Annotated in this window: 16 protein-coding genes and 1 CRISPR repeat array; of the genes, 2 read left to right on the forward strand and 14 right to left on the reverse strand. The window is 32.8% G+C overall.

Features of this window, described 5'->3' with window-relative positions; genetic code table 11:
- Window positions 1-5: 5 nt before the first annotated feature.
- The 13 genes from NQ499_RS11670 to istA form a co-directional block, all read right to left on the reverse strand.
- On the reverse strand, window positions 6-143 hold the full coding sequence (locus NQ499_RS11670; protein WP_006506845.1) for a hypothetical protein: 138 nt from the start codon (window positions 141-143) through the stop codon (window positions 6-8).
- 60 nt (window positions 144-203) lie between these two features.
- Window positions 204-698 carry a methylated-DNA--[protein]-cysteine S-methyltransferase gene (locus NQ499_RS11675; protein WP_006506846.1) on the reverse strand — a complete coding sequence of 165 codons (495 nt, stop codon included), beginning with the start codon at window positions 696-698 and terminating at the stop codon, window positions 204-206.
- 70 nt (window positions 699-768) lie between these two features.
- Complete coding sequence (locus NQ499_RS11680; RefSeq protein ID WP_006506847.1) at window positions 769-924, reverse strand: family 1 glycosylhydrolase; 156 nt, start codon at window positions 922-924, stop codon at window positions 769-771.
- Window positions 925-1,006: 82 nt separating this feature from the next.
- Window positions 1,007-1,132, reverse strand: a complete 126-nt coding sequence (locus tag NQ499_RS11685; protein ID WP_006506848.1) for a family 1 glycosylhydrolase — start codon at window positions 1,130-1,132, stop codon at window positions 1,007-1,009.
- A 30-nt stretch (window positions 1,133-1,162) separates the two neighbouring features.
- On the reverse strand, window positions 1,163-2,029 hold the full coding sequence (locus tag NQ499_RS11690; protein ID WP_006506849.1) for an N-acetylglucosamine kinase: 867 nt from the start codon (window positions 2,027-2,029) through the stop codon (window positions 1,163-1,165).
- Window positions 2,030-2,156: 127 nt separating this feature from the next.
- The gene (locus NQ499_RS11695; RefSeq protein WP_006506850.1) at window positions 2,157-2,288 is read right to left on the reverse strand and encodes a hypothetical protein; all 132 of its coding nucleotides are present in this window, start codon (window positions 2,286-2,288) and stop codon (window positions 2,157-2,159) included.
- Between the two features lie 11 nt (window positions 2,289-2,299).
- A complete protein-coding gene (gene murQ / locus NQ499_RS11700) occupies window positions 2,300-3,199 on the reverse strand; it encodes an N-acetylmuramic acid 6-phosphate etherase (protein ID WP_040390187.1) in 900 nt (299 codons plus the stop codon).
- An 80-nt stretch (window positions 3,200-3,279) separates the two neighbouring features.
- Window positions 3,280-4,116 carry a MurR/RpiR family transcriptional regulator gene (locus NQ499_RS11705; protein ID WP_040390188.1) on the reverse strand — a complete coding sequence of 279 codons (837 nt, stop codon included), beginning with the start codon at window positions 4,114-4,116 and terminating at the stop codon, window positions 3,280-3,282.
- Between the two features lie 261 nt (window positions 4,117-4,377).
- Window positions 4,378-4,932 (reverse strand): hypothetical protein, encoded by a 555-nt coding sequence (locus NQ499_RS11710; protein ID WP_259848522.1) that lies wholly within the window; start codon window positions 4,930-4,932, stop codon window positions 4,378-4,380.
- A gap of 14 nt (window positions 4,933-4,946) precedes the next feature.
- Entirely contained in the window at window positions 4,947-5,144 is a 198-nt protein-coding gene (locus tag NQ499_RS11715) for a hypothetical protein (RefSeq protein ID WP_006506854.1), read from the reverse strand.
- A 774-nt stretch (window positions 5,145-5,918) separates the two neighbouring features.
- Window positions 5,919-6,521 carry a hypothetical protein gene (locus tag NQ499_RS11720; protein ID WP_006506856.1) on the reverse strand — a complete coding sequence of 201 codons (603 nt, stop codon included), beginning with the start codon at window positions 6,519-6,521 and terminating at the stop codon, window positions 5,919-5,921.
- Between the two features lie 236 nt (window positions 6,522-6,757).
- Window positions 6,758-7,501, reverse strand: a complete 744-nt coding sequence (gene istB / locus NQ499_RS11725; protein WP_040390190.1) for an IS21-like element helper ATPase IstB — start codon at window positions 7,499-7,501, stop codon at window positions 6,758-6,760.
- On the reverse strand, window positions 7,494-9,041 hold the full coding sequence (istA, locus tag NQ499_RS11730) for an IS21 family transposase (protein WP_006506859.1): 1,548 nt from the start codon (window positions 9,039-9,041) through the stop codon (window positions 7,494-7,496). Before istA ends, istB begins: the two co-directional genes overlap by 8 nt.
- Before the next feature lie 245 nt (window positions 9,042-9,286).
- Between istA and NQ499_RS11735 the strand changes: the two genes are divergently transcribed.
- Both NQ499_RS11735 and NQ499_RS13715 read left to right on the forward strand, forming a co-directional pair.
- On the forward strand, window positions 9,287-9,853 hold the full coding sequence (locus NQ499_RS11735; RefSeq protein WP_006506860.1) for a SprT-like domain-containing protein: 567 nt from the start codon (window positions 9,287-9,289) through the stop codon (window positions 9,851-9,853).
- Window positions 9,854-9,906: 53 nt separating this feature from the next.
- On the forward strand, window positions 9,907-10,059 hold the full coding sequence (locus NQ499_RS13715) for a hypothetical protein (protein ID WP_006506861.1): 153 nt from the start codon (window positions 9,907-9,909) through the stop codon (window positions 10,057-10,059).
- Between the two features lie 181 nt (window positions 10,060-10,240).
- A CRISPR array of direct repeats spans window positions 10,241-11,314; the repeat unit is 36 nt; unit sequence GTTTCCGTCCCCAACAGGGGTTAACCATTATGAATA.
- 186 nt (window positions 11,315-11,500) lie between these two features.
- On the opposite strand, the gene csm6 is transcribed toward NQ499_RS13715, so the two are convergent.
- Window positions 11,501-12,838, reverse strand: coding sequence for a type III-A CRISPR-associated CARF protein Csm6 (gene csm6, locus NQ499_RS11740; RefSeq protein ID WP_006506863.1), 1,338 nt, complete (start codon window positions 12,836-12,838; stop codon window positions 11,501-11,503).
- Window position 12,839 lies beyond the last annotated feature (1 nt).

Raw genomic sequence — 12,839 nt, forward strand, 5'->3', positions numbered from 1 at the left:
CGCATTTATATAAAACATATAATTCTTGATAAACATTTTTTTGCTTTTATATAATTTCCTGCATCAAACGCTTTATTTCCTTTATATTCTTTATATGCACCTTCTGCTTTTATAAAAAATTTACCGACTAATGACTTGCTCATACATATTCCTCACAATACTATTCTACCCTAATAAAATAGACTTATATCTTATTAGGTCCATCATTTATTCCCTTCTAACTCTAATAACGCTTCTTTTCTATCTATACCACCTGCATAACCTGTTAAACTACCATTGCTCCCTAACACTCTATGACAAGGTACAATAATACTTATTCTATTATGTCCTACTGCTCCTCCTACTGCCTGAGCAGAGAATCTTTTAACACCTCTTCTTTGTGCCAATATATTCGCAATCTCTCCATAAGTCATTGTATGTCCATAAGGAATATCACAAAGAATATCCCATACTTCTTTTTGAAAGTCTGTACCTATGAAGTGAAGAGGAAAATCAATAGATGGCTGTTCTTTCTTAAAATAAAGATCAAGCCATCTCTTTACCTTTAAAATTAGTTCTGTTTCTTTTTCTTCATAAGGTTCTTTTAATCCTGATGCATAATACTTCTGATTCTCAAACCATAAGCCATATACACCTATTTCATCTACCGCAATAAGTATATCTCCTAATGGTGATTGATAATGTCCAATATAAGTCATATGAAATCCTCCATATGTCTATCATATCAAAAAAAAGACTCATAAGAGTCCCTTAATTGAATTGTTTATGTTAATTTTCAATAAAGTCATGATACCATTTAAAGCTATCCTTCTTATATCTCTTATAAGTACCCTGACCTAGATTATTAGCATCTACATAAACAACGCCATAACGTTTTTCCATTTCAAAGCTTTCTGCAGAAACAATATCAATAACACCCCACATGCTATAGCCAATAACATCTACACCATCATCAATCGCTTCATCAATAATATCTTGTGTGAGTAGTCTTGTAGATGTTGTCGCATCAGATGTTTTTTAGATAGGGTCTACAATCCTGTGTATCTAAGCCTTTACCGCCTTCTTTATAGCCACCTTCATATTGACTGCTAGCAGTGGCTCCACCCCATAATATATCTTTTGTCTTTTTCATAATTTCCTCATTTTAAAAAAACTAATGTTTTCACCCTAGTTTCCTTGCAAGCTTATAAGCACCATATTCCGGTGTATGGATAGGTGAAATAAGATTCTCTATTGTTTCATTTAGAATAGGTAGAATATACTTGGAAGCATGTTCAAATACGCCTCCAATATAGGAAATACGAGATGTTGAATCATGTTCTTTTAAGAGTGTTTGTATGAGTGAACGAATTTCTAATGCTGCCTGTCTATATATTTCTATCGCATAAGGATCTCCCTGATTGGCAGCTAATCCATTGATATAAGCATAGGATGCAATAGATGTACGATCAAGACTATTCATAAATGTGATAATATCATAATCAATATCTAGATGACATTCTCTCATAACAAGATCATAAAGAACTGTCTTTTCTAGTCTGCCATCTATTTCTTTACAGAATGTATTAAACATCTTCTTCGCAATCCAATAAGCACTGCCTTCATCACCTAATTGATAACCCCAGCCCCCACAACGTGTCAGCTTATTATTCTTAAGGGATAAGGCAATACTGCCTGTTCCTGCAATGACCACAATACCATCATGACCATCTAATGCACCTTCTATCGCAATTCTTACATCACTTTCTACGACAAAAGTTCTATCTTCAAATGCTTCTTTACATATGTATTCTATTTTATCTCTTAATTCTTTCTGTTGGCCATATCCTGCAAGTCCTGCACCTATTATTGCAGTATGATCAGGATCTAGCTGATTGACACCATCTCTTAATATTTCAATAGATTGATCTTGTGGCTGAGTTAAAACATGTACTGTAGGAAGGATTAATTCTTTTAAACGAGATCCGTTCTCATCAAAAAGAACCATCTTTGTTTTTGTACCTCCGCCATCTATACCTATATACAACATTTCTGTTACCTCTTAATTTTCAGATGCTTCGTTTGCCTTTTCTTCTTCTAATAATTCACCACCATACATCTTAAAGAATGGATAATACATAGTTACCATTATTAACACTATTTATATTGTGTGTTATTCATCCCACACCTAAAGGAGTGGGCTTTCCGCGCAGTTTTTTTAAAGCACTCTTGAAACCAAACATAGGGATATCATAATCCGTCATACCAAAGACATTCTTGTTTTGATTCTTTACAACGTACTTATTCATCTCACATCCTCCTATAGATAACTTTTTACAGTTTTACTGATATTTCCATTGTTTTTTAGAAGAGCTTCTTCACATTCTTTTTCATCTTTACCTGTTAAACCAGATAGAATCGCAATCTTTACATTGTAGTGACATTTAGTTAATAGTGCGATTGATTCTTCTTCAGAACAATCTAAAGATTGTGAGACAATGTTGACAGCTCTGATCTTAAGTTTTTCATTGGTAGGCTGTACATCAACCATTAGGTTTTTATAGACCTTTCCTCTTTTGATCATTACAGATGTAGAAAGCATATTTAAAACAAGTTTTTGTGCGGTACCAGCCTTCATTCTTGTAGAGCCAGTTACGACTTCTGCACCCGTAATTACTTCTATTGGATAGTGGGAGTATTTTGATATTTTTCCATTGTGAACACAACAGATAGAAACTGTCTGGCATCCTAGTGTGCGCGCATATTGAAGTCCGCCAATGACATAAGGTGTTCTGCCTGATGCTGCAATACCACATACAACATCTTTGTCTGTTAAGTGGATATTCTTTAAGTCCTCTACAGCAAGTTCCTGAGAATCTTCTGCACCTTCTATTGCAGTTGTGAGTGCGATGTTCCCACCAGCTATTAATCCTTGTACTAGTTGAGGATCAACACCATAAGTAGGAGGACACTCTGATGCATCTAGTACACCTAATCTCCCTGATGTACCAGCACCAATATATATCAATCTGCCACCTTGACTCATCTGTTGATAGATACAGTCAACAGCATCTGAAATTTGCGGTAAGACGTCTTTTACAGCTAAAGCCACCTTCTGATCTTCATTATTAATAGTTGTGAGAATATCTATCGTAGACATTTCATCTATATGTAATGAGTCAGGATTTGACTGTTCTGTATCTAAGTTATTTAAGTTCATTCTTGTTCCCCCTTCCAATATCATTATAGACTTGATGAAATGTTATTTCTAAAGCAAAAGACTCATAGTGAAATATGAGTCTACTTTTTGAGTATAGAGACATTGTCTTTTGAGTCTATGAGATTCTTTTTATGTTCTTCAAAGTTCTTCTTAAATACACCATAGTACAATAAGTCAGTTATCACAAATGAAGAGATACGAGAAGAGACAGCACCAATACGCAAAGCTTTTTCTTCACTTGGTACTTTGAGTGAATAAGTACTTAGTTTAGAGATTGGATTAGCGTTAATTTGTGTTATAGATATAACTGGTATTTGTTTTTCATGTAATACTCTAGCAACATCTACTAAACCAGTGGTAGAACCTGAGTAACTGATAATAAGTGCTGCATCATTTTGATCCATGCTTTGGGCGAAGGTCATCTGTACATGAAGATCAGCGTTATAGATCACCTTCTTACCTATACGCATGAGTTTTTGGTAGATATCTAAACCAATAACTGATGAACCACCTACACCAAAGAGATAGATAGTAGAAGCATTGTTGAGTAAGTCTATTGATTCTTCTAGTGTATCTATGTTTATTAACTGATATGTTTTTAAGACTGTATTCATGTTTAGTCTACAGCCTTTTTCTACTAATGTACTGATATTATCTTCTGGTTCAAAGATGAGATCTACTTCTTGTTGTTTTTCTTCTTTAGTTGATTGAGCTAGGTTCATCTTTAAATCACTAAAGCCTTTAAAACCTATTTTCTTTGAGAAACGGATAATAGCAGCTGCAGAGGTATTAGTCTTTTCACCTAGTGCTTGAGCAGAATCCTGTAAGATATCATTTTCTAGTATATATTCAGCTATGAGCTTTTCTGTTGCAGTATAGCTATCATTGTATTCTTTAATTCTTATATATGCGTTCATGTGATCACCTCCGATTAACACCATTATAGCATATAGAAATAGTTGTTTTGTATATAAAAATATCCCCTGGAGAGGGGATTGGAAATCATGAGGTTTCCGTACTTGCCATTTTATACTGTCAAAAATTCAGTTTTCAACTCTTTATAGAAAACATCATAATTAAGTTGTTCACATCATCTTAATCAGTACTTAAGAGGATTACCAAGATTCAATTTATATCATTGTCCTTCTTATGATTTTTTGTTTATTATTCTTATCAAATTATATTTTCCCTTCAAGAATTAAATATATCACTTTGCCATAAAATATAATTCTTTTTACCTTTATGTTTTTTAACTTTTTTCCTCTATTCTTACCCGATAACATTTTATCCCAATATTCATCTATTTCTTTATTAGTTAAACTATCATCAAATACCTTTGAATACTTTTGGAATTGTTCTTTGATATCGTCATTAGTCACATTATCGGAATTATTTAGAACAGCAACAGCCATTTTATTCCCAAACATGTTTTTACGTTGTATCCATATCCCTAATTTCTCGTTTGATATATCAACTATACTAGGCTCATCTTTTCCTTCAAGTTTTTTCATACTTACCATATCACTGGTAATATCTGGATCATTAATTTCGTTATATTTATTCAAAAAAGAATTAATACTTTTATCTTTTTTATAAATCAACTTTTCTTTTACCTTTTTCTTAACTCCAAAGAAACTATTTTCTAATGTGTGTTCAGTTGTACTTTTTGATTTATTTGTTGTACCGCAACTAACTAATACTAAGCAAAGAAGCAGTATAATTATTTTTCTCATATCAACACCCCTATTCATTTCACATTTAACCCATATCCAATTATTGCACCAACTATACCAACAATAATTGCCATATTTGAAATATTGTTTTGCACCGCAATACCCTCATATACCTGCTGTCCAATATGCAACCAATATAAATGTAATAAGAATTTCTTCTTTTCTAAAATCAATAAATGAAACAAGCATATTAAAAGCAAAAACTGCTCCACTCTACCTCTTGTTGTTTTTCTTCTTTAGTAGATTGGGAAACGGATATTAGCTGTTACAGAATCTCGTAATATATAATCACTATTAGCTTTTTGTAGCAGTATAACAGTCTATTCTTAAGTATACATTCATAGGACTATCACCGATTAACCCTATTATAGCATATAGAAATACTTACTTTGTAAAGAAAAGAGCCTTTATGTTTGAATAGTCAAATACAAAGGCTTTTTCAGGAGGCTATTTTATTTGTATGTAAATTTAATAATGGCACCTAGTCCTGACAATAGGACAATTGACGGCATATATGATACAAATGTAGTAATCAAATTTGAAACCGTACTCGCAATCCAAGGCCCAAACATAGGAATAATTAAATATATTAATAAAAACTGAATAACATGTTCCATAGGCTTATATACTAATCAATCCATTGATTGATTACCTTTCTTAAGATTTTCTATTATGAGTAGTTTAATTAGACCGATAGAGATAAATCCTGCCTAAAGTGTTTCTAATAGATCTGTTACTTGGGTTATACTTTATGACAAAAGGAGGAGGCATTATTTGAATGCACAATAGGCAGGTTATTTAAAACTCTATGATTTGTTTTCCTTTTGCATCACCAACCTTCACTTATAATGTATGTCCTTTTATTTTTCCCTCTTTTTACACATTCTTTATTTGAATAATTGAATTCTATAAAAAAGAGGATAGATGGACTACAAATCATCCATACTATCCTCATATATAATTCTTACCATTAGTGATTTATTATTCTAATTTAAGTTTTCTTCGTCTACTCCCTCATATACTTTCATTAACTTATTATTGATACTCTCTTCATCTGACATCATTAAATGTTTAAATCTTTCTATAGATTCATCAAACATATTTGGATCATAAGTGATATGTTTACCCAAAAATAAATTACCAGCATTATAATAAGTATCAATCTTTAACAGAAGTGCATGTTTAGTAATCATAATTTCATCTAAACAATGTTGCTGTACAATTTCAATAAGTTTAGTGTACAAACGTACCTTGAACAAATATTTAGAGATTTTGTTTTTTCTAGAATTGTAATCATCACTCTTTCTAACAAACTCACGAGAGAATTTCATTACATATTTACTACGTTTGATATGATATTGATATGTTTTGTCATGATAGAGTTTGATGTTCTGACTAATATACTTATCAAACATACACTTATGTTGCTTTGTATAATCTTCCATTCGTTGTGATCCATAGACTAATGCATGAGTGATTCCATGTAAACGAGTCAGACATAAAGGGTGATTTAATCCTTTGTATTTAATACTATTCAATTCTTCTATTTCTTTTTTTGATTCCATTTTATCTAATGTTTCATATTTCATTGTTATCACCGTCCTCACTTATAATGTATGTCCAGTTATTTTTCCCATTTTTGTTGAATATAAACCATGTTCTTACTGAGTATTCCGCTAATGGAAGACCACTCGTTACGGTAGAGAAGTCCACCCAATACGCTGGACAAGTCCACCTCACCAAAAAATTGAATACGGTTGGAAGTCCACAATTAATTTGAAAGAAGGCATAATAATTTTTTATCATTATTATGCCTTCTCCATTTTTATTGTTTTATTCTTGAGTATTCTTCACGTAATGATTTTCCGTGTAAAGTAATAAGATAGGAACTATTAATGATTCTATCTAAAATAGCGTCTGCAATAGGTCCTCCATCTAATAATTGATGCCATCCATCGAAAGAATATTGACTGCAGAAAATGGTTGATTTTCTATTACAACGAACTTCCATCAACTCTAGAAGGTCGCTTCTTTCAGATTCGTTAGTTGGTTTCAATAAAAATTCATCGATGATCAATAGGTCATACTTCCCCAATCTCTTTAAGTACTCATTGTATTTTCCTTGAATTCTCTTTTCTTCAAATTTTGAAAATAATTCAGGCAATCTGATATATAGCACTGTCTTTCTATTGCGACAGGCATGTACTCCTAATGCATTAGACAGCCATGTCTTCCCACAGCCTGAAGCACCTACAAATATGACATTGAGACCTCTTTCTATGTAATTATTTGTAGCCAGTTCTTCCATCTGAGAGCGATTAAGTTTTCTATCTGGATTATAGTTGATATCTTCTATGCTCGCTGTAGAATCATAAAAATGGGCATCTTTTATATATTTTGTGATTGTATGATTGACTCTGCTTTCATATTCCATATCAATCAGTTCATTAAATCTTTCTTCAAAAGATAACTGATTATAGCTTGGATCACTGATTTGAATTTCATATTGTTCAGCTATTACAGGCAATCTCATCTGTCTGAGTTTTTTTACTGTATCCTGACTACTCATTGTTTTTTCCTCCGTAATAATCTTTACCACGTACAAATGCAAGCGTATCTGAGACGTATTTATTATTTGTAGTACTTCTATCTTTCATGTCTTGATTTGACTGTAGAATCATTTTAATATTCTTATAGCTAGGCTGATAGATGTGCTTCAACGCCAATTTACACGCATCTTCAAGTCTGGCTTTTCCATATTTATCAGATAATTTGAGTAATGATAGACAGCCCTTATAAGCCTGTTCTTCTACTTTGCATCGTTCAAATAATCTTTCTACAACTCTGGTTGTTTCTGGACCAATGGATAATGCCCAGTTTACAAAACGTTCCTTATTCCACTGGAACTTTCTGTGATTTTCAGGCATATGACTTTCATTGGTCGAATATTGATTTACACGTCCATAAAGTCTCTGATGTGAACAAATCTGATTCGTTTTATAGTAGACAGTTACAGTACTTTTAGTCAGCTTAACATCTACATAATTGCCTACATATTCATGCGGTACAGAATAATTCATCTTATCAACTGAAATATGATAATTGAGTTGAACCTTTGCACGCTTCCAGGAACTCAGTTCAAATGGAGTTTCAGGAAGAGGGTGCATATAATCTTTTTCCTCATCCAGATAAACTGATCTTCTTGAGCCTTCTCTTTTCTGAAAGGGTTTATTATTGAAAACATCCAGTTCCTTTAATATAGCTGCATTTAAATCGTTAAAAGAAAAGAACTTTCTGTTTCTTAGCTTACCAACAATAGCGATTGTACAATCACCAACAGACCCTTCGACAGCCGCTTTATCTTTTGGTTTTCGGACTCTTGCAGGAATAATAGTTGTATCATAGTGATCAGCCATTTCCTGGTAAGACTTATTGAGAACAGGATCCTCATACTTCTTATTTGATATGACACCTGTCTTAAGGTTATCAGGAACCAGCAGTCTAGTTACGCCTTCAAAGTATCTGTAGGCATTGATATGGCAATCAATCCAGTCTGCAATCTTCATAGTAGGACAAGCCTGAACATAACAAAGCATGCTGAATGGAAGTGTTGCTTCAAATAGATACGCTTTAATACTTTCACCAGTATAACGATCGAATACACACATGGTGGTTCCATTCCAATCCACCATTAATTTATCCCCTGGCTTATGTGTGATATGCATTGTAAGATTGTTTTTCTTTACATAATCACGATACTTTTCACAGAAGTAACTGTACTGATAGAATGGGAAGTTACTGTTTCTGCAATCTTCTGCATATTCTTCCCATAATAATCTGATGTTTGTCCCTGGTCTTAACAGTTCTTTATGAATATACTGATAATCAGGTTGCTTAATAATCAGATTAAGTTTAGTCTCCTTTCCAAATAATAGTTTCTGTACTTCCATTTCATTCTGATTCTGGATCATTGACCAACAAATATTATTTTCATCAGCTGCTTTAGATACTTTTCTTACTGTATCTCTTGATACCTTAAGTGCTTCAGCTATCTTTCGCTGACTGAAATTTTGAGATTTCATTTCCAAAATCTTCTTAACATCTCGCATATAAAAACACCTCCTAGTTGCAAGATTTGATAAGTATTTATTACTTATCAAATCCATTTTACAACCAAGAGGTGCAAATCTTTATATTAATATAGTGGACTTGTTTAACGGATTCACTGGACTTTCCTAGCGTAACGTATGGACTTATTTTACCGTATGGAGTGGCCTTGCCACTCCGTAATATTCACTTACTAAAACAGGGAAAAAAATACTCCCTTACATTATGAGTAAAGGAGTTGAGTAAAATGTCAAATAAAGTATGGGATGAAGAAAGAATTAGAGAAGAATTTAAAAAGCTAGATAGTATTACTGGACTACATGGAGCTGATTTACCTATCACATTCGGAAAAGCTAAACATACATTAGGATGTTTCTATATTGACACTATTAATAAGAAACCTAAGAAGTTTCATTTCTCATTGTTTTATTTTGGGAATCCTGAATGGTCAGAAGCATCTGCTTTAGATGTAATCAGGCATGAATATGCGCATTATATGGATTATATGTTTAATGGTAATTCAAGTCATGGTGCTTCATGGAAAGCTTGTTGTCGAAAGATTGGAGCATTGCCTTCAAGGCTTTATAATCCAAAAGTAGAAGAGATTAATCTCCATATGGAGAATAAACAAAAGGAAATTGATTCACAAATTGAATCTATTAAACAAGGAAATATGGTTATTCACCCTACATATGGTATTGGTATTGTGAATAGTATTTCTGATGATAAAACAAAACTATACATTAACTTCAACAATGAAGTGAGATGTTTAAGTGCTCCATGGGTGACTGAACATTGTCAGATTGTTAAATAAAACATCCTCTAGGGGATGTTTTTATTTTTGTGTCCCCTGAAGGGGTACTTATTATGAATTTTACATTTGATGTCACTGAACTTACTGAAGCCATTCTTCCGTCCCCAACAGGGGTTAAGTATTATGAATGTCATAATCAAAAACTATTCTACAACCTTGTTTTGTTTCCGTCCCCAACAGGGGTTAACCATTATGAATCTTTTTGACAGAGAAGCAATGGGAACTTTCAAAAATAAGTAGTTTCCGTCCCCAACAAGGGTTAACCATTATGAATAAACAAGCAGTTTTACTACATTGCTAAAAAGCAAGGGTTTCCGTCCCAAAAAGGGTTAACCATTATGAATTCTTCCACTAATTTCTACATCTCAGAAGTTTGTTGAAATTTTAGTTTCCATCCCCAACAGGGGTTAACCATTATGAATGCCTTAAGTGTTGAATATAAGGTTTTGAAGCGTGCTTGTTTCCGTCCCCAACAGGGGTTAACCATTATGAATAGAATGTACGGTATTGATATTTCGAAACACAACGGGTTTCCGTCCCCAACAGGGGTTAACCATTATGAATAGTATTTTATTGATACTTTGGAAAATATGGAAAATTAGTTTCCGTCCCCAACAGGGGTTAACCATTATGAATAATTAAAACAGTTAGGTTTTAACGGTGGTGTGTTTACTGTTTCCGTCCCCAACAGGGGTTAACCATTATGAATAGAACAAAGAAATGATTGAAAAAAAGACAATTAGAAATTTATAGTTTCCGTCCCCAACAGGGGTTAACCATTATGAATTTTTAAGGATTTATAAGCCTTTTCTGAGGCTTTCTTATCCATGTTTCCGTCCCCAACAGGGGTTAACCATTATGAATAGTGTTATTGTATTACGTGCTGAACTCTTACCTAATGTTTCCGTCCCCAACAGGGGTTAACCATTATGAATAAATTGACGAAAATTTAAATGTTGGCGTTTATGAAATTGAGTTTCCGTCCCCAACAGGGGTTAACCATTATGAATAGAAAGGAGACATAGTACTTGTTGAAGGTTCAATCCGTTTCCGTCCCCAACAGGGGTTAACCATTATGAATATGATATTCTAATGATGTGTCCTAATGAAGAACTAGTAGATAGTTTCCGTCCCCAACAGGGGTTAACCATTATGAATATGATATTCTAATGATGTGTCCTAATGAAGAACTAGTAGATAGTTTCCGTCCCCAACAGGGGTTAACCATTATGAATTATAAGTATATCCCTATATTGATGTATCAATATTTTAAAAAGTTTCCGTCCCCAACAGGGGTTAACCATTATGAATTTAAAGAAATCTATAAGTTGAATGAAAAGGCCACAGATTTAAAGTTTCCGTCCCCAACAGGGGTTAACCATTATGAATGAAATAATTGGAATTTGACAGGTGCAAAAGTATTAAGTTTCCGTCCCCAACAGGGGTTAACCATTATGAATCCTTACCTACAAAACCCTGATAAACACTACTTAAAATAACCAAAATGCGTGGCAAAACTACTTTTAGAAATCATAACCATAAGATTTCCTACAAAACCTTCATTTTTCCTAGTATTTATCAGTAGCGTGGCAAAAAGTATAGATAAGAGTGTTCTATATCGCCAAGAACACTCTTATCATACTTTAATTAATCAATTCTTTCAATAATCAACTGATTCATCAGATCATAACTATTCCAGTATTCATCCTTAATATCTAAATCTGTATAACTAAATACTTTCTCTATCTTTTTCATAATCGCATTAGAAGAGAAGTTAGTCTTATCCTTTATTACATCATCTGTAACACAAACCATTTCATGTGCTGTAATATTACGAATATTACCTTCTACACTACGTAGATCTGAAACGAGATCTGCTGCTTCTTTTCTACTACTAGGTATAAAATCATTCAATAATACAACCAATGGTTCAGAATATATAGGACCTTCTTTAAAACCATTTAAATAGTAATTATTCAATGATTTCAAAACATCACTACCATTTAGTTTCTCTAAATCCCATACACGCATAGAATGTTTTTTCTTCTTCTCTATTCTACAATACTTATTAATATCAATGCCTGTTTCATGTTTTAATACCAATTCAAACAAGTCTACAAATAAAGGCGTAATAGATCTAATAAAATCCGCATATTCATGTCTTCTTCTCTTTACATCAATATTTAATGCATACTCAAATAGTTTAATACCTTTATCATCCGTTACAGGAAAACAATAAACTTTCTCTTTTGAAGAGATTTCTAATGCTTTCTTATAATCCAATGATTCCCTATACTTAGCCATTTCAATCAAAGAATAATAACCTTTATCCATAGCACTCTTTTTGATAGTCTTCGCTACTTGTAATGCTGCAGAATAATCATAAGCTTCTATATGCTTCTTAATAATTTCTTCTTTCTTAATAATAGCTAATGTAGGACATTCTACTTCTATACATCTATTTGCAGAATCTGGATTATTGTCTTCGTCTAATTCCCATAAAGTCTCATAATCATTTTCTTTATGAGAATGTTCATTAAGTTTACCTGTTGGTGTGACAACCTGTATTGTACGACAAGGTAATTCTCCTAATGTCTTTAATACAACTAACCCACTCTTCATTGCTGGTGTACCAGAAGATATATTTAAAAGGAATTCATCATCTTCATCCATATCTCCCATAATATCCATTAATATATTTCTGAAATCCTTATAGAAGTAATCAAACTCTTGTACTTTAGTTAATTCATTACGTTCTATATATTCCACATCTATATGTCTACTTTGTAATTCAGCTAACTTCTCTATACAGTACCCATATGGATTATATTTATGATGCTTTTCAGCCATCTCTTTAGATAAATATAAAATAACTTTATCTGGCTTATAATGTCTGCATATATGCAGCATAGAACCATCTCTATAGTTATTTTCAGATATTGGATCAGTACCTCCTACAGGAGAAAACAAAATCTTTTTACCCATG

Origin of the sequence: Catenibacterium mitsuokai, from assembly GCF_025148785.1 — a bacterium.
Lineage (GTDB): Bacteria > Bacillota_I > Bacilli_A > Erysipelotrichales > Coprobacillaceae > Catenibacterium > Catenibacterium mitsuoka.

What these genes read in the sequence shown, in the direction of transcription:
- NQ499_RS11670 (WP_006506845.1), bottom strand. Translation starts at nt 143, where the DNA reads ATGAGCAAGTCATTAGTCGGTAAATTTTTTATAAAAGCAGAAGGTGCA.
- NQ499_RS11675 (WP_006506846.1), bottom strand. Translation starts at nt 698, where the DNA reads ATGACTTATATTGGACATTATCAATCACCATTAGGAGATATACTTATT.
- NQ499_RS11680 (WP_006506847.1), bottom strand. Translation starts at nt 924, where the DNA reads ATGTGGGGTGTTATTGATATTGTTTCTGCAGAAAGCTTTGAAATGGAA.
- NQ499_RS11685 (WP_006506848.1), bottom strand. Translation starts at nt 1,132, where the DNA reads ATGAAAAAGACAAAAGATATATTATGGGGTGGAGCCACTGCTAGCAGT.
- NQ499_RS11690 (WP_006506849.1), bottom strand. Translation starts at nt 2,029, where the DNA reads ATGTTGTATATAGGTATAGATGGCGGAGGTACAAAAACAAAGATGGTT.
- NQ499_RS11695 (WP_006506850.1), bottom strand. Translation starts at nt 2,288, where the DNA reads ATGAATAAGTACGTTGTAAAGAATCAAAACAAGAATGTCTTTGGTATG.
- murQ (WP_040390187.1), bottom strand. Translation starts at nt 3,199, where the DNA reads ATGAACTTAAATAACTTAGATACAGAACAGTCAAATCCTGACTCATTA.
- NQ499_RS11705 (WP_040390188.1), bottom strand. Translation starts at nt 4,116, where the DNA reads ATGAACGCATATATAAGAATTAAAGAATACAATGATAGCTATACTGCA.
- NQ499_RS11710 (WP_259848522.1), bottom strand. Translation starts at nt 4,932, where the DNA reads ATGAGAAAAATAATTATACTGCTTCTTTGCTTAGTATTAGTTAGTTGC.
- NQ499_RS11720 (WP_006506856.1), bottom strand. Translation starts at nt 6,521, where the DNA reads ATGAAATATGAAACATTAGATAAAATGGAATCAAAAAAAGAAATAGAA.
- istB (WP_040390190.1), bottom strand. Translation starts at nt 7,501, where the DNA reads ATGAGTAGTCAGGATACAGTAAAAAAACTCAGACAGATGAGATTGCCT.
- istA (WP_006506859.1), bottom strand. Translation starts at nt 9,041, where the DNA reads ATGCGAGATGTTAAGAAGATTTTGGAAATGAAATCTCAAAATTTCAGT.
- NQ499_RS11735 (WP_006506860.1), top strand. Translation starts at nt 9,287, where the DNA reads ATGTCAAATAAAGTATGGGATGAAGAAAGAATTAGAGAAGAATTTAAA.
- NQ499_RS13715 (WP_006506861.1), top strand. Translation starts at nt 9,907, where the DNA reads ATGAATTTTACATTTGATGTCACTGAACTTACTGAAGCCATTCTTCCG.
- csm6 (WP_006506863.1), bottom strand. Translation starts at nt 12,838, where the DNA reads ATGGGTAAAAAGATTTTGTTTTCTCCTGTAGGAGGTACTGATCCAATA.